Annotated in this window: 11 protein-coding genes; 3 read left to right on the top strand and 8 right to left on the bottom strand. The window is 69.1% G+C overall.

Going from position 1 to position 23,565, the window contains the following annotated elements; genetic code table 11:
- Nucleotides 1–82: 82 nt before the first annotated feature.
- Genes gsiB through A7W11_RS06505 form a run of 4 tightly spaced genes read right to left on the bottom strand, consistent with a single transcriptional unit; the run spans nt 83 to nt 5,480 of the window.
- Nucleotides 83–1,636 carry a glutathione ABC transporter substrate-binding protein GsiB gene (gsiB, locus tag A7W11_RS06520; protein ID WP_066410208.1) on the bottom strand — a complete coding sequence of 518 codons (1,554 nt, stop codon included), beginning with the start codon at nt 1,634–1,636 and terminating at the stop codon, nt 83–85.
- Nucleotides 1,637–1,692: 56 nt separating this feature from the next.
- Nucleotides 1,693–3,567 (bottom strand): dipeptide ABC transporter ATP-binding protein, encoded by a 1,875-nt coding sequence (locus A7W11_RS06515; protein ID WP_066410207.1) that lies wholly within the window; start codon nt 3,565–3,567, stop codon nt 1,693–1,695.
- 42 nt (nt 3,568–3,609) lie between these two features.
- Nucleotides 3,610–4,596 carry an isoaspartyl peptidase/L-asparaginase family protein gene (locus A7W11_RS06510; protein ID WP_066410206.1) on the bottom strand — a complete coding sequence of 329 codons (987 nt, stop codon included), beginning with the start codon at nt 4,594–4,596 and terminating at the stop codon, nt 3,610–3,612.
- A complete protein-coding gene (locus A7W11_RS06505) occupies nt 4,593–5,480 on the bottom strand; it encodes a MurR/RpiR family transcriptional regulator (RefSeq protein ID WP_066410205.1) in 888 nt (295 codons plus the stop codon). Before A7W11_RS06505 ends, A7W11_RS06510 begins: the two co-directional genes overlap by 4 nt.
- A gap of 468 nt (nt 5,481–5,948) precedes the next feature.
- On the opposite strand from A7W11_RS06505, the gene A7W11_RS06500 reads away from it, so the two are divergent.
- Nucleotides 5,949–6,413 (top strand): GNAT family N-acetyltransferase, encoded by a 465-nt coding sequence (locus A7W11_RS06500; RefSeq protein WP_066410204.1) that lies wholly within the window; start codon nt 5,949–5,951, stop codon nt 6,411–6,413.
- Between the two features lie 181 nt (nt 6,414–6,594).
- Here A7W11_RS06500 and A7W11_RS06495 read toward each other — a convergent pair whose 3' ends face one another.
- The 3 genes from A7W11_RS06495 to A7W11_RS06485 form a co-directional block, all read right to left on the bottom strand.
- The gene (locus A7W11_RS06495) at nt 6,595–7,248 is read right to left on the bottom strand and encodes a CoA transferase subunit B (RefSeq protein WP_066410203.1); all 654 of its coding nucleotides are present in this window, start codon (nt 7,246–7,248) and stop codon (nt 6,595–6,597) included.
- Between the two features lie 11 nt (nt 7,249–7,259).
- Nucleotides 7,260–7,958, bottom strand: a complete 699-nt coding sequence (locus A7W11_RS06490; RefSeq protein ID WP_066410202.1) for a CoA transferase subunit A — start codon at nt 7,956–7,958, stop codon at nt 7,260–7,262.
- Between the two features lie 112 nt (nt 7,959–8,070).
- Nucleotides 8,071–8,523 (bottom strand): acyl-CoA thioesterase, encoded by a 453-nt coding sequence (locus tag A7W11_RS06485; protein ID WP_412778705.1) that lies wholly within the window; start codon nt 8,521–8,523, stop codon nt 8,071–8,073.
- Between the two features lie 108 nt (nt 8,524–8,631).
- Here A7W11_RS06485 and A7W11_RS06480 point away from each other — a divergent pair, with 108 nt between their 5' ends.
- Nucleotides 8,632–10,278: an electron transfer flavoprotein-ubiquinone oxidoreductase gene (locus A7W11_RS06480; protein WP_066410201.1), complete on the top strand. Its 1,647-nt coding sequence runs from the start codon at nt 8,632–8,634 to the stop codon at nt 10,276–10,278.
- A gap of 55 nt (nt 10,279–10,333) precedes the next feature.
- Entirely contained in the window at nt 10,334–11,170 is an 837-nt protein-coding gene (locus A7W11_RS06475; RefSeq protein WP_066410200.1) for an NAD-dependent epimerase/dehydratase family protein, read from the top strand.
- 61 nt (nt 11,171–11,231) lie between these two features.
- Here the strand turns inward: A7W11_RS06475 and A7W11_RS06470 are convergent, their stop codons facing one another.
- A complete protein-coding gene (locus tag A7W11_RS06470; RefSeq protein ID WP_066410199.1) occupies nt 11,232–23,435 on the bottom strand; it encodes a filamentous haemagglutinin family protein in 12,204 nt (4,067 codons plus the stop codon).
- Nucleotides 23,436–23,565: the final 130 nt, after the last annotated feature.

Here is a 23,565-nt window from a genome sequence, read left to right as displayed (position 1 = left end):
GGGCAACGGCCCCGGCCGACGCGGCATAACGCGAATTTACAGCTCGCGGGTTTACGGCTCGCGGTTTTTACTGCTCGCGGGTTTACTGCTTCAGGTCGATGTCGCCGAACCAGAACGAGGTATCGGGTTCGACGTAGATGCCGGAGAGATTCTTGGAACGCGCGTACAGGTTGTTCTGCGTCACCAGGAAGGCCCACGGGGCATCGTTCCAGATCGTCTTCTGCGCGTCGTCGTACAGCTTGGTCTTGGCGGCGCGGTCGGTCGTGGCCAGCGCGTTGGCGATGTCCTCGTCGACCTGCTTGTTCGAGTAGTACGACACGTTGTTCAGCACCGGCGGAAAGGCGGCGGTGGTCAGCAGCGGACGCAGGCCCCAGTCGGCTTCACCGGTCGACGACGACCAGCCGGCGTAGTACATGCGGACCTTGGCGTCTTCCGGCTTCTGCACCTGCTGCACGCGCTGCACGCGCTGGCCGGATTCCAGCACCTCGACCGACACCTTGATGCCGACCTGGGCCAGTTGCTGCTGCAGGAACTGGACGACCTTCACCGACGTGCCGTCGTTGTAGGCGGACCACAGCGTGCTCTCGAAGCCGTTGGGGTAGCCGGCTTCGGCCAGCAATGCCTTGGCCTTCTTGGGATCGTAGGGCCATTGGCCGATCTTGGTGGCGAAGTCCACGCCCTGCGGCACCACGCCGTCGACCTGGGTGGCGTAGCCGGCGAACGCGACCTTGGCCAGCGCCTGCTTGTTGATGGCGTAGTTGACGGCCTGGCGGACCTTGACGTTGTCGAACGGCTTCTGCTGCACGTTCATCGACAGGTAGCGCGCCATGATCGAGTTCTTGTGGTCGACCAGATCGATCTTGTCGTTCTTGGCCAGCACCGAGGCCTGCTCGAACGGCACCGGGAAGGCGAACTGGGCCTCGCCCGTCTGCACGACGGCGGCGCGCGTGTTGTTGTCGGTGACGGTGCGGAACGTCAGGGTGTCGATCTTCGGGTAACCCTTCTTCCAGTAGCCGTCGAACTTCTTGACCTTCAGGTACTCGGCGGGCTTCCACTCGACGAATTCGAAGGGGCCGGTGCCCACGGGGTGGAAACCGATTTCCTTGCCCCACTTCTTCAGCGCGGCAGGCGAGATCATCATGGCGGCCGGGTGGGCCAGCGCGTTGATGAAGGCCGAGAACGGCTTCTTCAGGGTGATCTTGACGGTGTAGGGATCGATGACGTCGATCTGCTTGATGACGCTGAACTGGATGTAGCGCGACAGGCGGTTGTCCGGGTTGGCCGGACGGTCGAAGTTGATCTTGACCGCTTCGGCATTGAAGTCGGTGCCGTCCTGGAACTTCACGCCCTGGCGCAGCTTGAAGGTGTATTCCAGGCCGTCTTCGGAAACGCTGTAGTCGGTGGCCAGGACCTTCTGGATCTTCAGGTCCTTGTCGAACTCGAACAGGCCTTCGTAGTAGGCCTTGCCGGCCGCCTGGTTCAGGGTGCTGTTGGTGTTGTAGGGGTCCAGCGTTTCCAGCGCGATGGAGACCGCGAGGGTCACATCCTTGGCGGCCATCGCCATGGGCGAGGCCAGCACGCCAAAGGCCAGCGCGGCGGCGGCCATGATTTGGGTCGGGCGCGATACGAATTTCATGTAAGGCTCCTGTCTTGCGGACGGGTCGGTGTGGTGGATGAGGACTGCAAGAAAAATCAGTATGCGCCGCCGATGCTGTGGCGGGCCACGAAGTGATCGGGACCCACGGCCACCAGCGGCTCGACCAGCGGATCGTCGCCGAGCTTGCGGATGGGGCTGGGGATCTCGTCGGACAGCAGGGTGCGCTTGCGATGGCGCCGGGCCGGATCGGCGATGGGCACCGCCGCCATCAGCTTCTTGGTGTAGGGATGCTGCGGATTCTCGAAAATGGCGCGGCGCGGACCGATCTCGACGATCTGGCCCAGATACATCACCGCCACGCGGTGGCTGACGCGTTCGACCACGGCCATGTCGTGCGAGATGAACAGGAACGAGATGCCCAGGTCGCGCTGCAGGTCGATCAGCAGGTTGACGATCTGCGCCTGGATGGACACGTCCAGCGCGGACACGGATTCGTCGGCGATCACCACCTTCGGGTTCAGGGCCAGGGCGCGCGCGATACAGATGCGCTGGCGCTGGCCGCCCGAGAATTCATGCGGATAGCGGTCGGCCACGTCGCGCGGCAGGCCGACGCGATCAAGCAGCTCGGCCACGCGGCGCTCGGCTTCCTTGCCCTTGGCCACGCCGTGCACCAGCAGCGGCTCCATGATGGAGAAGCCGACGGTGACGCGCGGATCGAGCGAGGCGAAGGGATCCTGGAACACGAACTGGATGTCGCGGCGCAGCGATTGCAGTTCGGCCGGACGCAGCTTCACGATGTCGCGGCCACCGAACTGGATGCTGCCCGACTGGCTGTCGACCAGGCGCAGCAGCGAGCGGCCGGTGGTGGACTTGCCGCACCCGGATTCGCCGACCAGCGACAGCGTCTCGCCGGGATACAGATCGAAGCTGACGTGCTCGACGGCGTGCACACGGCGCTGCACGCGGCTCAGGATGCCGCCACGCAGGTCGAAGCGCGTGACCAGGTCGCGCACGCTGAGCACCGGGGTCTTGGCGTCTGACGGCGCCACCTGCGTGGCGGGCTCGGGCACCTGGATCTTGTCCTCGACGTGCAGCAGCGGGAAGCGCGCCGGCAGGTCGGTGCCCTGCATCGCGCCCAGGCGCGGCACGGCCGACAGCAACGCCTTGGTATAGGGATGCTGGGGCGCGCCGAAGATCTGCTCGGACGGGCCTTCCTCGACCTTGTCGCCGCGGAACATCACCAGCACGCGGTCGGCCACTTCGGCCACCACGCCCATGTCGTGGGTGATGAACACCACGCCCATGTGCATTTCTTCCTGCAGTTGGCGGATCAGCTGCAGGATCTGGGCCTGGATGGTCACGTCCAGCGCGGTGGTGGGCTCGTCGGCGATCAGCAGCGCGGGCTTGCAGGCCAGCGCCATCGCGATCATCACGCGCTGGCGCATGCCGCCCGACAACTGGTGCGGGTGGCGGTCCATCACGGAACGGGCTTCGGGAATGCGCACCTGTTCCAGCATGCGCAGGGCTTCGGCGCGCGCGGCGGCGCCGTCCATGCCCTGGTGCAGGCGGATCGATTCGGCGATCTGGTCGCCGGCCGTGAACACCGGGTTCAGCGAGGTCATCGGCTCCTGGAAGATCATCGCCATGTCGGCGCCGCGCACGCCGCGCATGGCGCGCTGGCTGGCGCCGGCCAGATCGATGACCGCGCCGTTGCGGCGGCGCAGGGCCATGCGGCCACTGGCCAGACGGCCACCGCCGTGCTCGACCAGGCGCATCAGCGACAGCGAGGTCACCGACTTGCCCGAACCCGACTCGCCCACGATGGCCAGGGTCTCGCCCCGGTCGACGTGGAACGACAGGTTGCGCACGGCCTGCACCGTCCGCTCGGACGACACGAAATTCACGCTCAGGTCGTCCACCTGAACCACGCGGTTCTCGGGCAGCGCCAGGGAGGATGCGCGCTCAACCATCTTGATTGTTCCTATCTTGCAGACTACGTAAATCGGCGGCGGTCATCGGTAGATGGACGCCACGGGAGGCTCGCCCACGCGGGCGTAACCACGGTACATGCCTTCGGTATTGAACGGCAGGGTCACGTTGCCCTGCGCGTCGACGGCGATCAGGCCGCCCTTGCCGCCGATGGTCGGCAGCTTGTCCTCGACGACGCGGCGCGCGGCTTCCGCAAGCGGCGTGCCGGCGTATTCCATCTGCGCCGCCACGTCGTACGCGGCGACCATGCGGATGAACATCTCGCCGGTGCCCGTGGTGGAGACCGCGCAGGTGCGGTTGCTGGCATAGCAGCCGGCGCCGATCAGCGGCGCGTCGCCCACGCGGCCCACCTGCTTGTTGGTGATGCCGCCGGTGGACGTGGCCGCGGCCAGGTTGCCCTGCGCGTCCACCGCCACGGCGCCCACCGTGCCCAGCTTCTTGTCGGCATCCAGCGGCTCGGCGGGCGCGGCGGCGGGCTGGCTGTTCGCCACCAGGGCCTGGCCGTCGTGGTCCAGCACGGCCGCCTCGGGCGTCTCGCGCTGCACGCGCAGCAGTTGCTCGCGGCGGGCCTCGGTGGAGAAGTACGAAGGGTCGACGATATCCAGGCCGTGTTCGCGCGCGAAGGCTTCGGCGCCCTCGCCCACGAAGAACACGTGCTTGCTTTCTTCCATGACCTTGCGCGCGGCCAACACCGGATTGCGCACGCAATCGACGCCCGCGATGGCGCCCGAACGCAGCGTGGCGCCGTCCATGATGGAGGCGTCCAGCTCGTGCGTGGCGGCGCTGGTGAACACGGCGCCGTGGCCGGCATTGAACAGCGGGCAGTCTTCCAGCAGGCGCACGGCCTCGGTGACGGCGTCCAGAGCGCTGCCGCCGGCGGCCAGCACGGCCTGGCCAGCGGCCAGGATGCCGTCCAGCGCGGACAGGTATTCCTGTTCTTTTTCAGGAGTCATCGCCGCGCGCGACATCGCGCCGGCGCCGCCATGAATGGCGATCACAGGTTGAATCATCGTTTTCCTACACCATGGATGAGCCACGGCATGACGGACTCGGTCACGCCGGCTGCCGCGGCAACGGAATTCTTGGCGCGATAGGCCACCGCCGCTCCCAGCGCCTCGATGAGACCGAGCGCGGCGCTTTCGGAATTGGGACTGAGCTGGCGGCTGCTGTGCGCGTACAACGCGACGGACGCGGCAGGCGCCAGCGGGGAGGTGGGCTTGTCGGTCAGCACCAGCACCGGCACGCCGCCCTGCTTGGCGGCATTGGCCAGCGTCACGGTATCGGACAGATAGCGCGGGAAGGCGATGGCGATGACCAGGTCGTCGCGCGTCATGCGCGACATGCGGCGCGCCGCGTGCGACACCCCGCCGGCGCTTGCCAGCGACTCGACCATGTTCAGGTGCATGCACAGCGCGCGATGCAGCATGCCGGCCAGGAAACCGCTGGCGCCGAAGCCGATCACGAACACGCGCTGGGCCGCCAGGATGGCGTCCACCGCGCGCTCACAGGCATCGGCGTCCAGCGACTGCAGCGTGCGCTGCGCGTTGGCGATGTCTTCCTGCAGCGAGGCGGCGAAGATCTGCGCGGCGCTGGCCGAACGGCCCAGCTCGGTACGCATCTTCTCCAGGGGCTCCAGCGCCGCCTCGAAGCCGCGCGCCAGCTCGGCGCGGAACTGCGGATAACCCGGCAGGCCCAGCGCGCGGGCGAAGCGGTTGGCGCTGGCCACCGACACGCCCGCGGCGGCCGCGAACTCGTCGATGGTCATGGTGGCCGCCCGGAACTGATGCGCCAGGACGTACTCGGCCATGGCGTGCTGGACCGGACTGAATTCCGGTTGCGCGCGGGCGATGCGGTCGGCGATGGAGGGAGCGGCCTTGCTCTTGGGGGGAGACACGAGGGAGTCGGGCGGAGCGCGGAAGAAGCTAGCGAAGGTTCATGTAAATCTGTTTACATACACATTGTAGTAAAGAAAATAAATTTTCAGACCAAGGGTATTCCCCAAGAACTTGTCTTGGATCTGTCATGAAATATCGACCTCACCCCTGCAACGCTCGACCTCGGCTGAAAACAGTGCATTTTCGTAATAAAAACAGTGACTTGCTTGCTACGCGTCGCTGGCATTCCCGCCTCCGGCAATCTGCATGCAGGCTGGCGCATCGAGAGATTCCTATCCCGAGCCTCCCACCCCGTCGCCCCCGTAACGCAGGCCTCGCGCGACACGGCAGCCCAGTTTGGCCTGGCGCCGCTGTCAGCCAGCCTGATGGTCGTCTCCGACCACCAGTATCCCGGTAGCATGTCGACCTGCCACCGCAGCGGGAACTGACCCCGCTCGCATCGCCCACCTTCGACATTTTCTTGTTCCGTGCCTACCTGGATCTGCAAACACCATACCGACCTGACCACCGCCGAGCTGTATGCGCTGTTGCGCCTGCGCAGCGAAGTGTTCGTGGTAGAGCAGCAATGCATCTTCCTCGACCTGGACGGGCAGGACCTGGCCGGCGACACCTGGCACCTGATGGGCTGGAAGGACGGGCGGCTGGTTGCCGGCGCGCGGTTGCTGGATCCCGGCAGCCATGCCGGTGATGCCGTGATCGGACGCGTGGTCACCGCACAGGACGCACGCGGCAACGGGCTGGGACACGAACTGATGCGCCAGGCGCTGCACGAGATCAGCCGCTTATGGCCGGCACATCCCGTCTACCTGGGTGCGCAACATCGGCTGCAAGGGTTTTATGCGGGACATGGGTTTACGCCGGCAACCGAAATCTATATGGAAGACGGCATCGCGCATATCGGCATGCGTCGGCACAACGCCAATACCGCCTGAGATATTCGAGACCCGTTGCGGGCGCAATACATGCGTGCCCGTCATTTCAATAATTATCGACGGCCCTGAAGCGTCGACTGGCCGCAAGCGGAAAACGGCCTACGCTTGACAGCAAGACGCCCTGCTCGAAACCGGGACAGGGCGTTTTTTCTTGCGTTGCGGCAGGCCGCAGGCGAACCGGTTACGCCACCAGCGACACATCCAGCTTGGCCAGCGTCTTGGACTTGATCTCGTCGACCGTGACGCCCGGCGCCGTTTCCAGCAGCTTCAGGCCGTCTTCGGTGACTTCCATCACGCCGAGATCGGTGATGATGAGATCGACCACGCCCACGCCGGTCAGCGGCAGATTGCACTCGGGCAGCAGCTTGATGTCTTCCGTGCCGTCCTTCTTCTTGGCCACGTGTTCCATCAGCACGACGACGCGCTTGACGCCGGCCACCAGGTCCATCGCGCCGCCCATGCCCTTGACCATCTTGCCCGGGATCATCCAGTTGGCCAGGTCGCCCTTCTCGGACACCTGCATGGCGCCCAGGATGGCCAGGTTGATCTTGCCGCCCCGGATCATGCCGAACGAATCGGCCGACGAGAAGATCGACGAGCCGGGCAGCGTGGTGACCGTCTGCTTGCCGGCGTTGATCAGGTCGGCGTCGACCTGCTCGTCGGTGGGAAACGGGCCGATGCCCAAGAGGCCGTTCTCGGACTGCAGCCAGACCTCGATACCCTCGGGCACGTGGTTGGCCACCAGGGTGGGCAGGCCGATGCCCAGGTTCACGTAGAAACCGTCTTTCAGTTCTTGCGCGGCGCGCGCCGCCATTTCATCGCGGGACCATGCCATGTTTCGTCTCCTTAGGCGCTACGCGTGGTGCGTTGTTCGATGCGTTTTTCCGGGCTGGCGTTGACCACGATGCGGTGCACGAAGATGCCGGGCAGATGGATCTGGTCGGGATCGAACGCGCCGGTGTCGACCACTTCCTCGACCTCGACGATGGTGACACGGCCGGCCATCGCCACGTTGGGGTTGAAGTTGCGCGCGGTCTTGCGGAACACCAGGTTGCCGCTGCGGTCGGCCTTGTAGGCCTTGACCAGCGACACGTCGGGCACCAGCGAACGTTCCATCACGTACTGCTCGCCGTCGAACTCGCGGATTTCCTTGCCGTCGGCCACGATGGTGCCCACGCCGGTGCGGGTGAAGAACGCCGGGATGCCGGCGCCGCCGGCGCGCAGCTTCTCGGCCAGCGTGCCCTGCGGCGTGAACTCGAGCTCGAGTTCGCCTGCCAGGTACTGGCGTTCGAATTCCTTGTTCTCGCCCACGTAGGAGGCGATCATCTTGCGGATCTGGCGGGTGGTCAGCAACTGGCCCAGGCCGAAACCGTCGACGCCGGCGTTGTTGCTGATGCAGGTCAGGTCTTTCACGCCCGAATCGCGCAACGCGGCAATCAGGGCCTCGGGGATACCGCACAGCCCGAAACCGCCGACGGCGATCATCTGGCCGTCCTTGACGACGCCTGCCAGCGCCTCGGCGGCGCTTGCATAAACCTTGTCCATTGCTCCAGCTCCTTTATCGAGTTCGAAACCGTACGAAAGGCGCCCGCCGGTGCGAAGCGCCGCGTAGTTCATTTTGCAGACGATTGTAGCGGCAGGTGCCGCGCCGCACCATTCAGCCGGCGGGCCGGAACTGCGCGCCGAACTTGCGCAGCAGCTCCTCGGGCCAGGGCTGCGAGCGGTTCGCCACGAAGTCCATGCACACCAGCACGTTGCGGCCGCGCGCATAGATACCGGCCTCGTCGCCCAGTTTCTCCAGCGTCAGTTCGAACTCGATGCTGGAGCGGCCGATGCGCGCCACCCGGTGCGTGACGCGCACGTCGGCCGGATAGGTCAGCGGACGCATGAAATCGCACGAGGCATGCGCCAGGATGGCGCCCGCGCCCGGGCCGGGCAGTTGCATGCCCGCGCCATAGAGGATGCGCATGCGCGCCTCTTCCATCAGGCGGAAATAGACAGTGTTGTTGAGATGATTGAGGGAGTCGGAATCGCCCCAGCGCAAGGGCAGATCGACATGATGGATGTCGCCTTCGGCAAGCAGGCGCATCGTCGGGAAGTCGGCGGACAAACGGGGAACTCCTGAAGAGGGAAGCGCGCGCCGACGGGCCCCGCCGGCTGCAATACAATCGCCGATGATACTTCTTGCCATATCGAAGCCATAGAGGGGAACGCTGCAATGTCAGAACGGGAATCAATGGAATATGACGTGGTCGTGGTGGGAGGCGGGCCTGCCGGCCTGGCCGCCGCGATCCGCCTGAAACAGCTCGCCGCCGAGAAAGACCGCGAGGTCAGCGTCTGCGTGCTGGAGAAAGGCGCCGAACTGGGCGCCCATATCCTGTCCGGCGCCGTCATGGATCCCCTGGCGCTGACCGAGCTGATCCCCGACTGGAAGGAAAAGGGCGCGCCGCTGAACGTGCCGGTCACGCAGGACCAGTTCCTGTTCCTGTCGCCCACCGGCGCGCGCCGCACGCCCAACTGGATGCTGCCTGCCTGTTTTCACAATGAGGGCAACTACATCGTCCGCCTGGGCGACGTGGTGAAGTGGCTGGGCGAACAGGCCGAGAGCCTGGGTGTGGACGTGTTCCCCGGCTTCGCCGCCGTCGAGGTGCTGTACGACGAGGCCGGCGCCGTGCGCGGCGTGGCTACCGGCGACATGGGCGTGGCGCGCGATGGCTCGCACACCGACCACTACCAGCCCGGCATGGAACTGCTGGCCCGCTACACCCTGTTCGCCGAAGGCGCGCGCGGCCAGTTGGGCCGCCAGCTCATCTCCCGCTACAAGCTGGACGAAGGCCGCGATCCGCAGTCCTACGGCATCGGCATCAAGGAGCTGTGGGAAGTCGATCCCGCGCAGTCGCGCCCCGGCCTGGTCATCCACACGGCCGGCTGGCCGCTGGACAGCGACACCTACGGCGGCTCGTTCCTCTATCACCTGGACAACAACCTGGTGGCGGTCGGCATGGTGGTCGGCCTGGACTACGCCAATCCCTGGCTGTCGCCGTTCGAGGAATTCCAGCGCTACAAGACGCACCCTGCCATCCGCACCACGTTCGAAGGCGGCAAGCGCATCGCCTACGGCGCACGCGCCATCACCGCGGGCGGCCTGCTGTCGCTGCCCAAGCTGGTGTTCCCGGGCGGCGCCATGATCGGCTGTGAAGCCGGCTTCATGAACGCCTCGCGCATCAAGGGCAGCCACGCCGCCATCAAGACCGGCAAGCTGGCCGCCGAGGCTGCGTTCGAGGCCCTGGGCGCCGACCGCAAGCAGGACGAGCTCACGTCCTACCCCGCCGCCTTCGACGCTTCCTGGCTGCACGCCGAGCTGCACAAGGCGCGCAATTTCAAGCAGTGGTTCAAGAAGGGCCGCACGGTGGCCACGCTCATGACCGGCGTCGAACAATGGCTGCTCAAGGGCAATTTCCCCTGGACCATCCACCGCACCAAGGCCGACCACACCTACCTGCAGCCGGCCTCGCAGTGCGCGCGCATCGACTACCCCAAGCCCGACGGCAAGCTCACGTTCGACAAGCTCAGTTCGGTGTTCATCTCGAACACCAACCACGACGAAAACGAGCCGGTCCACCTGACGTTGAAGGATCCGAGCATCCCGGTGTCCGTGAACCTGGCGCAGTACGGCGGTCCCGAGGCGCGCTATTGCCCGGCCGGCGTGTACGAGTTCATCAAGGACGACCACGGTGCGGACAAGCTGCAGATCAACGCGCAGAACTGCGTGCACTGCAAGACCTGCGACATCAAGGATCCGACCCAGAACATCGTCTGGGTCGCGCCGCAGGGCGGCGAAGGTCCGGTCTACAGCGGCATGTGAGGACGCCCCGCCGCGCCTTGGCCGCGCGGCGGCTCCACTCTCCAGGGAGACGCGGATGGAACGCATCTTGATGGTCGGCTGCGGCGACCTGGGCATGCGCGCCGCTCGCCTGCTGCTGGCGCGCGGCGACGAGGTATGGGCCTTGCGCCGTTCGGCGCCGCCCGCCGACGCGCCCGCCGGCCTGCGCTGGCTGCAGGCCGACCTGGGCCAGCCCGATCAGTTGGCGCGATTGCCGGAAGGCATCACCCGCGTGGCCTGGCTGCCTTCGCCGGGCAAGCGCGACCCGCAGGCCTACGCCCGCGTCTTCACCGATCCCCTGCCCCACGTGTTCGGCGCGCTGGACCGCGCGCGGCTCGAACGCGTGGTGTTCATCTCGTCGTCGGCGGTGTACGGCGGCCATGGCGGCGCCTGGATCGATGAAAGCGCGCCGACGCAACCCAAGGGATTCAATGGCGAGATTCTGCTGCAGGCCGAACAGTGGCTGGCCCGGCAGGGCTTGCCCGCGACGGCGTTGCGCCTGGCGGGGCTGTACGGCCCGGGGCGCGCGCAATTGATCGAGCGCGTTCGCGCGGGCGATGCCCGCGCGCCGCACGACCCGCCGCATTGGGCCAACCGCATGCACATCGACGATGCCGCCGCCGCCGTGGCGCACCTGCTGCATGCGCCCGAGGTCGCGCCCGTATACATCGGTTGCGACGACACGCCGTTGCCGCTGCACGTACTGTATGGCTACCTGGCCGGGCTGCTGGGCGCGCCCGCGCCCGCCGAGGGTCCGCCGCCACCCGGCGTGGGCAGCAAGCGGCTGTCCAATGCGCGGCTTCGCGGCAGCGGACTGACGCTGCAATGGCCGGATTCGCGTGCAGGCTACGCCGCATTGATCGAGGCCGGCTGAGCCGGCGCCACGTGCGGGCCGGCGCCTGCCACGAGGCGCCGGCCCGCACGCGAGGCCGCCGTCAGAACCCCATGTTGCGCCGCTCGCCCGGCGTCAGGCTGGCCGCCTGGGCCGGATCGTTGCCATGTCCCAGCACCTGCACCATGCCGGCGGCGCGGTAGCCGGCGGCCCCCGACGAACTCGCCCCCGGCCCGCCTGACGGCGCGGCCGGCGCGCCACCGCCGTCGGGCATGCCGAAGCCCAGCACCTGCACGCTGATGATGGACGGCAAGGCCTTCTGGGCCGCGGCCCGCGAGCGCGACACGGCGTCCTGCGCCGCCGTGGCCGCGCTGGTGGCCGCCGAGCTGGCGTTGGTCAGGGCGCCGGTGTTCACCACCGCCGTCACCGGAATGCCCTTGGACTCGCCCTGCACCTGGATGTTGGCCGCGTTGACGACCTGCAGCGCCGCGATGTTGACGTTGCCGGAGACGCGGATGCCCGCCTCGCCGGCGTCGATCGTGCCCAGCGGTGCGATCAGGTCCACGTCGCCCGGCGGCACTTCCGGAATCGGGTTCAGCGTGGCGATGCCCGCGCCCGTGGCCGGCGCCTGCGGCGACAGCGTGACGTTGCCGATGTTGTCGTACACCCGGCGCGGCGGGGTATAGACCACGGTGGTCTTGGCGCCCCGGCCCGCGTTGATGTCGCCCTGGGCCGACCACGCCAGGATGCCGCCGCCGAAGGTCGTCATGATGCGGCTCTGGCCCAGCAGGATGCTGCCCAGCGAATAGATGTCGATGTTGCCCGACCCCTGCGTGATGAGGCCCGCGCCCGATCCCGGCGTGATGCCTTCCACGCCGATCAGCGTGCGGCCGCCCGGATTCAGGATCTGGATGTCGCCGCCGAATTCGGTGTGGATGCCGCTGTCCAGCAGCGCCACGGTGCCCGAAGGGAGCTTGCCCATGCCGCTGAACATCGTCAGGTCGCCGGTGTACGACCGGGCGTTGCCCGCCGCATCCGTCGCCGGGAACAGCGCCGCGATGGCCTGCCGGCCGCGCAGGTAGCTGCCGAAACGCGGGCCGGCCTCATCGTTGTACTCGCGGCCGCCGGCGGTCAGTTCGGCGTAGTACACCTGGCGCACGAAGATGCCCTGCTGCGCGGCGGGCAAGGCCAGGAAGTACGCCAGCGCCTCATCCGGCGAACCGGCGTAGCCGTAGCGTTGCGCCAGCCACTCGCCGAGTTCGCCCGCGTAGGCATGCGCCACCTTGCCCGGCTGCTCGGCCAGGGTGCGGCCCGCCGTCAGGTCCGCCTGGTTGGCCGCGTCGAAATACAGGCGCGCGAAGTCGGCGTAGTCCGGGCCTTGCGCACCCGCGCCCACCGAGACGGCGATGCCCGCGCCGCCGGACCGGCTGGTGCTGTTCACCCCGTACAGCGGGCCCACGCTGTCCAGCGAGCCGTAGTAGCCCTGGTTCAGGTTGCGGCCGGCCTGCACGTCCAGAAGCCCGGGTCCGGCGATGACGATGGACTGGTAAACGATGTCGCGGCCGGCCTGGAACACGGTGATGTCGTTCGCGCCGTTGTTGGCGAATACGCTGGGCGTGGATCCCGTGCCGACGATGTCGCGTCCGGCGATCACCTCGAACGGCTTGGCCGCGACGTACCAGGTCGTATGCGTGGGTAGAAAGCCCTGGCCCACATTGGCGATCAGCTTCTGCGCCTTGCCGATGACCAGGTCGTCGATATCCACGCCGGCATAGACGCGCGCGGGCCGCGCGTCGTCGGCGTGCAGATTGCCGGTCGGCGTATCCTCGCCGAAGGCCAGCGGATTGAGGCGGCTGTTGTCCGCCAGATAAGCGGCGTCCTGCGTGGCGTTGCTGCCATTGCCGATGGTCGTCACGGGGCGCAGCGGCGTGGCCAGGCTGGCCGGATCGGCGCCCGACATGGCCACCACATGCGCCGATCCGTAGATCGATCCAGCCGCCAGCAGGTCGAGTTGGCCATGGGCCGAAGGGATCAGCTCCAGGGAAGCCGTGCCGCTGGAGGCCGACGTGGCCTCGCCGAAACGGATGTCGCCGTTGGCGGCCGCCACGGTCAAGGTGCCCGGGAAGAAATTGCCGCTGTTCTGAAGCGAGGCGGACAGGCCGCTCTGCGGGGTGACGTCGCCGCCCGCGGAATAGAGGGCGATGGCCGTGTCCGGCTGCCACAGCGTGAATTGCGTCAGGGCGCCGCGCACGGGAGTGGCCGCCCCCGCCGGCGTGTACCACCACTGGTCACGGTCCGCGGAAGCGGTCATGCCCGGGTCTCCCGCCCCGCCGAACACCAGGTCACCACGCGCCGTCACGACGACGCTGCCGTCGCCCGGCAGCACCGTGGGCCCCTGCGCCAACAGGGCGCGCTTGAGCGTGGCGACGTCCAGCGTGCGCGGGTCGTACGAGGTCCAGTTGGCGGCGAACGTGTTCTGGGCGATCGCGCCCACGCTGCCGGCGTCGATGGCCACGTCGCCGCGCAGCGCGGTGATCGCGCCGTAGTAGTCGGACGTATAGGTCGATGGGTTGACCGGCGTCATCTTGTTCAGTGCGCCGCCCACCTTGACCACGATGTTCCCGCCGCCGGTCTGCAGCAGCGAACCGTCGGCCAGGACGCGTCCGGTCGACGCCGCCGCCAGGTCCAGGCCGCTGGAGACGGCGATGCCCGTGCCGTCCATGGTGCCGGCATTGCGTCCCGCGATCACGGACACATTGCCGCCGCCCAGCGTGCCGATGCCCTGGAAGCCGATCAGGGCGTTCAGCAGCGGCGCATGGACGGCGGGATTGGTGTTGGCGGAGGCGCCGAAGTTGATCCACCACGCGCCCAGATCGTTGGAGACGGCGCTGGCGCCCTGGCGCCACAGCCAGTTGCTGGTGAGATCGCTGTCGACGAAACGCCGGGAGTTGTCGCTGGTCTGGATGAAGCCCCGCACGTCCAGGCCCGCCTTCAGCAGCAGATCGCCGCCCTGTTCCGGATACCAGGCATGGCCCGCGCCCGCGGCCCCCATCAGGTCGTACGGGTTGCTGCCGTCGGCCGCCAGGACGGCGGCGGACTGCGTGCCCGCGGTATACACGCCGTAGGGCGTGGCCTCGCTGAAACTGCCGCCGGCCAGCAAATCGAGGCTGCCGGCGCCCGTGCGCAGCACGCTGAAGGACGAGCCGTTGCCGGCGGCGGTATAGGCCGGGTCGTTCAGCCGCAGGTTGCCGCCGCCGTTCAAGGCCGCCGCGGACTGCACGGCGCGGGTATCGGCCGCCCCGAGGTCGGCGCCGGCCACCAGGCGCAGCGAGGCGGACAGCGAGCCCGCCGCGAGCATGGCCGCCTTCGGCGACGTGGCGGCCGACCCGGGCACCGCCGGGCTCACCGCGATCTGCAGTCTCGGCAGGTCGGAGGCATCGAAGGCGATGGTGCCGTAGTTGCCCGAGGTGCGCGGGTTCAGCGTCGTGCCCGCGCGCACGAGCGAGCCGGGATAGTATTTATTGCCGCTGGTGTCGACCAGCGGCACGCCCCACCAGGTGTTGAGCCACCAGGCGTAGAAACCGGTGGTCGGAATCAGCCAGTCCGCTCCCAGGGCGACTTCCGTGCCGCTGTCCTGCCAGTACGTATAGCCGCTGTTGGAGTAGCGCTGGAACAGTCCGCTGCCAGGCACGTCGATGTCGGCGTATACCCCCGGAATCCCCGGCACCGCCTGGAAACCATCGGACAGGCTGCCCTTGATGTCCAGGTTGCCGGCGGCGCGGATCGACAGGTACATCGGCTCGCCCGCCCCATAGAACGCGGAGGCCGTGTCGCGGTCGGCATGCGGACCGTAGCGGTACCCGGCCAGGTCGATGTCGCCGGAGGTCGACAGGTCGCCGCTGGAGGTGATCTGCACGCCGGGGCGCAGGTGGAAGGCCTCGCCCTGCGCCAGCAGGCCGGCCAGCTTGCCGCGCAGCGTGGCGGTCAGCGCCCCTGCGCTGGCGTTGCCGCCATAGGCCGCCGCGATGAAGGCCTGGCTTTGCGCGTCGTACCCGTTCAGCGTGCCCTGGGTGATGACGCTGCCGCCCGGCAGGTCATAGGTCCACATGGCGTTGAGCGCCACGCCGTGCGCGCCGCGAAGGGTGAGCGGCCCCGCCGCGTCGATGGCCAGGTCGCCAGAGGTCTCGCCCGTGCGCGGCGCAAAGAGCTGCACGTCGCCGTAGGCCACGCCGTCGGGCGTGGACAGATCCAGCGTCGCGCCGCGCGACAGCGTCAACGTGCCGCCCGTGGCGGCCAGTTCGATGTGGCCGCGGTTCAGCGCCTCGATGGCCGCGCCGTAGCTGTCGGTCTGCAGCACGGTGCCGTGCGCGTCGAGCACGGCGTTGGCGGCCAGGGTCAGGCCGTTCTTCGCGGACAGGCGGATGGTGCCCGGCGCGGCGCCGCTGGCGTCGATGAGGCCGGCCACCGTCAGGCTGCCCTCGTCCACCGACACCTCGACGGTGTGCGCCTTCACACCATCGCCGAGGATCAGGTCGCCCGTGGTCAGCGCGAAGCTGCGCGACTGCAGCACGCCGCCCTGCGTCAGCCTGGCGTTCAGGCCGCCGAAGTCGGCCAGCGTGGCGGCCTTCACGTCGAACGCGCCGCTGGCGTAGCCGTCGTCGGCCGCGCCGTTCAGCACGCCCGCCAGCGCCACGGCGCCGTCGGCGGCGCTGACGCTGATCGTGCCGGCATCGGCGTGGGTGGCCGACACGTCGATGGTGCCGCCCGCCGCCTGGACGACGCCGCCTTGCGCGCTGATGAAGATCGCATCGCCGCCGAAGCCGTAGACCGTCGCGCTCTGGATCATCGACGGCACGCCGCGCAGGTCGATGCGGCTGCCGTCCTGCAAGGCGATGTCGTGCTGCGCGTTGACGACCAGCTTGCCGCTGGGCAGCAGGATGGTGCTGCCGATGGCCACGCTGTCGCCCGACAGGTCGATCTCGGCCCCGGCCACCGTGGACGCCGCCGTGCTGGGCGCCACGCCATCGGGGGCCACCACCCGCAACGCCCCGCCCGCCGTGTACGCGGCGATCGACTTCTGAATGCCCGTCAGCAACGGCGTGCGCAGCGTCAGGTTGCCGCCCGTGCCGCTCTTGCCGAACACCGCGCCCGCGGCCGTGCTGGGCGCCTGGTACACATACAGCGCGCCGTTGCCGGCGGCCACGATGCGCTGGCCCGCATCCAGATCGACGTTGGCGAAGCCATACGCGGTGCGGCTGATCACGCTGTTGTCCAGGGACAGGAATTGTCCCAGCGCGATCTCGTCGGCCCGCAGCGTCAGCGTGCCGCTTCCCGTGCCGGCGCCGCCCGCCGGGATGGCCGGCGGGTTCACGCCCGCCACGCCGTTCCACTGGAGGCGGTCCGCCGCCAGCGTGGCCTGGTCGCCGTCGCTGCCGTACCCGTACAGGGCCGAAGCGTTGAGCACCAGGTTCACGCCGGTGCCGCGCGCGTCGAGCTGCGTCGTGCCGAACAGGTTGATGGCGTTGCCGGTGGTCAGGATCAGGCGCTCCAGCGCCGGCGCGCCGTGCAGGGGATCGCCATGCAACAGCAGGTCGAACAGCCTCTGGTCGAACACGGTGCCGGCCGGCGAGCCCGCGGCCGCGATGGCCTCGGCGCTGCCGATGTTCAGGCTGTTCACCGCCAGGCTGATGCGGCGCGCGCCGAAGTGCGCGCCATCGTCCAGGCTGACCTGCCCCTTGGTGGCGAACGCCAGCGTGTTTTCGCCATACAGCGACGCGCCTTCGCTGACGGTGATCGTGCCGGCGCCGCCGTTGCTCGACGTGATGAAGTCGGCCTGTCCGTTGGACAGCGCCAGCGCCGTCGCCCATGCCTCATAGGCCAGGCCGGTGCTGGCGGTGTCGAAGAACCCGGCGCCCTGCCCCACCGTGGACAGCATCGCATCGCGTCCGATGGTGATGTTGCCGCCCACCAGCATGATTTCGCCGGCCGTCAACGTGACGCCGTCGCGCACGATCAGGTCGTTGCTGCCCGCCTGCGTGAGGCGGATGCGGCCGTCGCTGACCTGCAGCAGGCCGTTGACCAGCAGGCGCGGCGCGGCGATCGCGCTCAGGGCGTCGGCGGAGACCGAGACGCCCGTGAAGTCCGCCGTCGGCGCGTCCAGGTAGAGCTCGCCCACGTTGCGCGTGACGACCTGGCCGGCATAGCCGCCCTGCGCGGCCTGCAGCAGCGCGGTTCCGTCGAAAGTCAGGGCCGCCGTGCCGGCCTCGGCCGGTGCGTTGAACCACAGCATCAGGCTCTTGCCGTCCTCGGGCAGCAGGGGGCGCACGCCGCCGAACTGCTGGGCGCGCGCGATCTGGAACGCGCTGTAGCTCTGCTCGTTGTATTGCGAATAGGTGCGCACCACCGAACCCGGGGTGATCAGCAACTGCGCCGGCAGGCTGGCGCGCACCTGCGTGCCCGCGATGCCCACGTACCCCGAGGCGGCATAGCTGCCGTCCGTCAGAGCGACCGTCCGCGGCAGCGCCGCCGGCAGCGTCCTGCCCAGTTCGACGCGATACGCGCCCGGCAGCAGCGCGTAGTTCGACGGCAGCAGCGTATACGTGCCGGCGGGCAGATCGCCCACCGCGCTGGTCAGCGTGATCTGCTGGCCGATGGCGGGGTCGCCCGCCCCCTTTTCCGGCGACATGGGCGCATAGGCCGAGGCGTAGCCGGGCAGCAGGGCGTAGACCTTGTTGCCCGCCTGGCTGCCGGCGTGGGACGGGTTGGCGTTGACCAGCGGCGTGGTCAGCACGTTCACCGAGCCGCCCCGGCCGCTGACGAAGCCCGCGCCGGCCAGGGTGCCGCCACCGGACAGGTCCAGGGTCGCGCCGTCCTGCACGTCCACGGCCCGGCTGGCCAACTGGATGGTGACCGCGTTGGAGTCCATGTTGGTCAGGCTGCGCGCGGACACGGCCGTGCCGTTGTAGGTGTACGTCACGCCGTCGACCGTGCCGCCATAGGGCACGGTCACGCCGGCCAGCGAGACCGACGTCAGGCTGCCGGGCAGCAGGTCGATCCGCTGGGTGATGGGGTTGTCATCGGTCACCCCCAGATAGATCGCCCCGAAAGGCGCGCGCACGATCCCGCCCTGTTCGATGATGGGCGCGGCCAGCGTCAGGTTGCCGAGCACCGACAGCGGTGCGTCCGGCACGGTGCCCGTGGTGCGGCCCACCGTCAACGTCGCGTCGTAGTCCCGGTTGTAATAGCCCGCATACACGGCGGCGCGCGTGCCCGTGGTCGGGTAGATCTGCGCGGCCAGCAACTCGATGTCCCAGGGCGTGCGCACCGTCGTGCCATTGGGCGCGTCGGTCGGGGTAAAGCGCAGGTTGCCCTGGCTCACCAGCCGGACCGTCTTGAAACCCGGCGACGGCCGGTGGACGAACCGGAACGTCGCGCTGTCGTATTTACGCAGGGTGGAAGAAAAGGCGATCATGCCGTCGATGTCCAGCAGGCCGGCATCGGCCTCGAAGGTGGCTTCCGTGGGCAGCGGGATCAGGCGCATGGGATTGCCGGCGCTGCCGCTGACCGAACCGTCGGGAATGGCCGTGTTCACGCCGGTCAGGTGGACATACGGCGCCGCGATCCGCACATTGCCCGTTGCGGTGGGCGTCGAAGGATCGATCACGGCCGGCGCCGTGCCCAGCGGCTCGGGAACGGTGAACGACGCGGGCGGGCCGGACGTGAAGGAGGCCGCGCTCAGGCTGACGCTGCGAGCCAGGTCCAGGCTCACATCGCCCTGGAACTGCATGTAGTCGCCCGAATACAGCGACAGCGCGTCGAAGCCGCCGGCGCGGACCTGGTCCGCGCCGAGGGCGCTGTAGCCGAAATTCAATCCCGTGGCCTGGCCGGGCGCCTGGTCGGCCGGCAGCACGTCGGCAGCCGCCGCCTGGGTCACCACCATCGTGCTGGGCACCAGCACGCTGTCCGGAATGGTGTACGAGGGCTCCACCTTATAAGACAGCGTGCGCAGCGTCACCGACAGGCTGCCGCCGGCCGCGCCGGGGCCCGCGCCGTGCGCATGGAAATCGCCGTTCAGGTACAGCCCGCTGCCCGAGCTGAAAACGATGCTGCCGCCATTGCCGGCCAGCGTCAGCGGGACCTGCGCGACGCCGCGATCCTGGCCCGCCGCCATGTCCACGGTCTGCGCGGCGCCGTCGGCGTTCAGTTGCGCGCCGGGGCGCACGATCACGAAGGAGGTGGCGCCGTCCAGCGTGATGGCGCCGCCGTTGCCGGCCACGCCATAGGCGCGGCCGTAGCGGTCCAGCGCGCCATACGCCTGGCCGGACGCGTCGAGCACGGCGCTGCCGCCGATCCACAAGGCGTTGCCCAGGTTGTTGCCCGCCTTGTCGAAGTTGCGCGTCTGTGCGGAATCGCCGATGGCCGCGCCGGTCAGCGTGATCGCCCCGCCGTGGGCCACCAGGCTGCCGTCCAGCGTCAGCGGACCGAAGCTGTCCAACGTAATGGATTGGCCGGGATCGACCGTCAGCGCCGCGCCTTCGCCCACGATCATCGCGCCGCCGCCGTTGATGACGTTCGAGCCGCTGCGCGTGATCGTGTGCAGGATCAGGCTGGCGCCGCCGCGCTGCGTCAGCGTGGCCGTGTCGGGGTGCTCGGTGTAGAGCGAGGGCAGCCAGGCCGACAGGCCCGCCGAGACGTCGCTGCCCGAGGGCGCCGACCGCGCGCCGGCCGTGAACTGGTACACCGGCATGACGGGTGCAATCTGCGCGCCGCGCGCCACGATCACGCCCTGGCCGCCGTTCAGGTCGTACTTGGCGAAACCCGCCGTGAAGAAATCCTGGTCCAGCGACGGCGCCGGCGTGATGGCGACGGTCTGCGGCAGCACCTGGCCGCGCGCGATGTCGGTGCCGGCCGCGTAGACCACGGGCGTGGGCGACACCGCGCCCGCGGCCAGCGTGGTCGTGTACGGATTGATCGAGATGCCTCCCGGAAAGACGCTCGACGGCACGACGCCGCCCGCGGGCAGGGTGCCGTTCCAGGCAAGCACCTTGGAATTGGCCGGCAATACATCCCCGCCGTTGTAGAAACCGAGCGGGTCGAACGTGATGGCGCCCAGCCCCGCCGGCAAGACCCAGGCGGCGGAGGTTCTCACTGTCGGCACGACCAGCGAGACAGCCGCCGGCGAGGGCGTGTCCAGCGCAAGCGTGGAGAACGTCACGGAGTAGGCCATGGGCAAGGGCACCCCCGCCGGAATGGTCAATGCCTCGGCCAGCTTCAGCGCCACCGGCGCGGCCGTGCCAGCCGCGAGCTTGCCGCCGGCCAGTTCGGCGATGTCGCCGATCAGCAGGTTGCCCGTGGAATTCACCGTCAGCGTGCCGCCGCCGTTGACGCCGTAGGCGCGTATCGCGCCATCCAGCGTCATCAGGCCATGCAGGGCGTTCTCCGGCGTGGTGGGCGCCACGCCGCCGCCGCCGAACGGATCGCCCGCGATCAGCGTCACGTCGCCGCCCTTGCCGCCCTGCGTCTTGCCCTTCTGCAGCACCGCGCCGCCCGACGTCACGTCGATCAGGCTGCCCGCCGACAGCGTCACCGCGCCCGACGAATCCAGCGTGACATCGCCGCCGTCCAGGTAGGCCAGGCCGGCGGTGCCGGCTGGATCGATCAAGGCGTTCACCCACAGGCCGTGCGTGTCCAGCGCGGCGCCGGGCTGCAGCACGATGCTCGGGCTCGCGCCGCTGCTGCTGGCCATCAGCGTCTTGCCGCTGGGGCTGTCGTAGAACGTCGCCAGGACGATGCTGCCCGAGCGCGCCGTGATGGTCGAAGCCACGTCGATGGTGGTCGAGGACAGCTTCACGCTGCCGCCCGTGGCCAGTTGCAGCGGCGACGCGACGCTGATCCGGTCCGTCGTGGTGATCGTCAGGCTGCCCAGCCCGGCCGCGTTCAGCGTCGCCGCGTCGAGCCAGGCCGTGTTCAGGCGGTCTTCGGGCAGCGCGTCGTTCACGCCCGGCGCGTCCTGCAGCGGCGCGATGTCGCCGATCCTCACGTCGGTCGCGTAGCCGCCCTGCAGGCCCTGCGCGTTGTACCGGCCGATGGCCAGGCCGCCCGGACGGGCCACCGCCAGTTGCGACTGCAGATAGCTGTCGCGCTGCGCGGCGTCGGCGGCGTCGCCCTGGCGCGGGCCGTCGTACACGCTGGTGTCCAGCGCGCCTTCCAGGATGGCGGTCGGAGCGCTGACGATCAGCCGCCCGGCATCGCGGCCCACCGTGTAGCCGGCTTCGTACACGCGCTCGGGCGCGATCAGCGGACTGCGGAAAAACCGCGACGACTCGTCGCCCCAGCGCGCGTGCTTGTCTTCATAGCCCTGGTACACGCCCGCGAACGCGAGGTCCGCCGGGGCGTCGTCCACCGTGTACAGCCGCCCGTCGCCGCCGCGCAGCCAGGTCACGTTGCGATAGCCCGACTGCACGTCGTAGCTGCCGCCGGCCAGGTTCACCATCGCGCCCGGCCGCGTCACCACCTCGGCGCCCGACAGCGCCACCGTGCCGCCCGTGGCCGCCCACTGGCCGATGGTGTGGCCCTGCGTGCCCAGGTAGCCGCTGACCTCCAGCAGGCCGCCCGACGTGTAGTAGCGGTCGCCGGCATAGCCGCCCGTGCCCGCCGGTACGTACAGCAGCCGGCGGATGTCCACCCACACGTCCGAGTTGTTCAACGTGCCGCTGTCGCGGTTGACCGGCGCGTCGCGCTGCTCGTTGCCCTGGATGTTGACCTGCACGTTGTTCGTGGACATCGCCAGTTGCACGCCCACCGCGCCCGAGACATCCAGCGTCGCGCCGCTTTCCACCTGCGCCCGCTTGGCGGCGCTGACCGCGATCTGCCCGCCCGTGGCCAGCGTCAGGCTGCCCCCGGCGACATCCACGGTATTGCCCGAGACGATCTCCACGCGCGACTGGTCGCGGCGGTCCGACAGCACCGACAGGTTGTCGAACAGGCCGGTGTACACGCGCAGCCCGTCCTGCGTGGCCGAATCCACCACCAGCGCCGTGCGCTGGCTGTCCAGCGCGGTCGTGCCATCATCCTGCAACACCACCGCCGTCGTGGCGGCCGCGCCCAGCATCACGCTGCCCGTCGCGTCCGTGGCCGAATTCAGCAGGTGCACCGTGCCGCGCTGGTTCACCGTGGTGGTCGCCACCGCCACGCCGTTCTGCCGCACGTCGTGGCCGGCCAGGGTGATGTCGCCCTCGGCGGCCATCAACAGGCCGGTGTTCTCGACCAGGCCCACGTCGGTGCGGCCGTTCATCTGCGGCGACACCTCGTTGCCGCGCGTGGTCGACCAGGTGTTGCCGTCGGTCGCGTAGCCCTTGCGGATGACGAAGCTGTCGCCCGCGGCCAGTTGCGCCTGCCCGCGCGGCGTGGCGATCCGGCCCGCGTTGCGCACCTCCTTGCCCAGCAGCAGCACGTAGCCGCCGCCCTGCGTCACGGACGTGGGCGCCAGCGTGCTCAATTGCGCACCCGCCTCCACCCGCACATTGCCGCCCGCGTTGGTGAAACTCTGGCCCGTGCCGTTGGCGCCGTAGATGCCGTTGGCCTGGAATTGCGCGTCGGTGAAGTCCGTCGCCGCCGCCACCAGGTTGCGCACGTCGACCTGCGACGTGCCCGTGAACACGATGCCGTTGCGGTTGACCAGCAGCACTGTGCCGCCGCCCTTGATCGCGCCCTGGATCTGCGAGGGCCGCGCCTTCGGGTCGTTGACGCGGTTGAGCACCGACCAGTCGGCCTGCTGGGCGAAATCCACCGTGGTGTTGCGCCCGACGTTGAAGGTCTCCCAGTTCAGGATCGCGCGGTCGGCGGTCTGCTGCACCGTCACGGTGGTCTTGCCTGCCGAGGCCGTCTGCACGGGGGCCGCGGCGTTCAGCCAGCCTGCCGTGGCGGCCTGGGTGTCGATCTTCAGGCCGCCCTCGGCCAGGCCGTCGGGAATGTCCGAAGCGGCTTGCTGGGCGGCGCTGCGCGCGGCGGCCTGTGCGGCCTGCTGGGCGGCGATGGCGCCAGCCGTGCGGTTCAGGTTGTCGATGGAGCGCGCCAGCTTCTGCTTGGCGGCCGCCTGCTGGGCCGCGGCCGCGCCCGTACCGGGCAGCGGCCCGCCGGCACGCCCCAGGCCCTCGTTCTGCGCCGCGGTCGTCTTGCCCGCGCCCGACGCCGCGAACCAGGCGCCGGCCGCCTGCGCGCCCTGGGGCAGCGCCGCCCCCACGGCGGCCATCGCCATGGACAGGGCCAGCGGCGTCAGGCGCCAGGCGTTGTGGCGAAGGGGCATCATGCCTGGCGCCGCACGCGAGCGTTCGTGGGAAACAGGGAGAAAGCCAGGCCGGCGATGCGCAGTCATGTCGGGTCCATTCCGTTGAAACGGCATGCCCGGCGAAGTCCGGGCAGCCTTGGTGTGCTGATGG

Origin of the sequence: Bordetella ansorpii (assembly GCF_900078315.1) — a bacterium.
In the GTDB taxonomy this organism is placed as follows: Bacteria; Pseudomonadota; Gammaproteobacteria; order Burkholderiales; family Burkholderiaceae_B; genus Bordetella; species Bordetella ansorpii.
Note: the sequence above shows the minus strand (reverse complement) of the source record. Positions and strands in the feature narration are given on the sequence as shown.

What these genes read in the sequence shown, in the direction of transcription:
- gsiB (WP_066410208.1), bottom strand. Translation starts at nt 1,636, where the DNA reads ATGAAATTCGTATCGCGCCCGACCCAAATCATGGCCGCCGCCGCGCTG.
- A7W11_RS06515 (WP_066410207.1), bottom strand. Translation starts at nt 3,567, where the DNA reads ATGGTTGAGCGCGCATCCTCCCTGGCGCTGCCCGAGAACCGCGTGGTT.
- A7W11_RS06510 (WP_066410206.1), bottom strand. Translation starts at nt 4,596, where the DNA reads ATGATTCAACCTGTGATCGCCATTCATGGCGGCGCCGGCGCGATGTCG.
- A7W11_RS06495 (WP_066410203.1), bottom strand. Translation starts at nt 7,248, where the DNA reads ATGGCATGGTCCCGCGATGAAATGGCGGCGCGCGCCGCGCAAGAACTG.
- A7W11_RS06490 (WP_066410202.1), bottom strand. Translation starts at nt 7,958, where the DNA reads ATGGACAAGGTTTATGCAAGCGCCGCCGAGGCGCTGGCAGGCGTCGTC.
- A7W11_RS06480 (WP_066410201.1), top strand. Translation starts at nt 8,632, where the DNA reads ATGTCAGAACGGGAATCAATGGAATATGACGTGGTCGTGGTGGGAGGC.
- A7W11_RS06475 (WP_066410200.1), top strand. Translation starts at nt 10,334, where the DNA reads ATGGAACGCATCTTGATGGTCGGCTGCGGCGACCTGGGCATGCGCGCC.
- A7W11_RS06470 (WP_066410199.1), bottom strand. Translation starts at nt 23,435, where the DNA reads ATGATGCCCCTTCGCCACAACGCCTGGCGCCTGACGCCGCTGGCCCTG.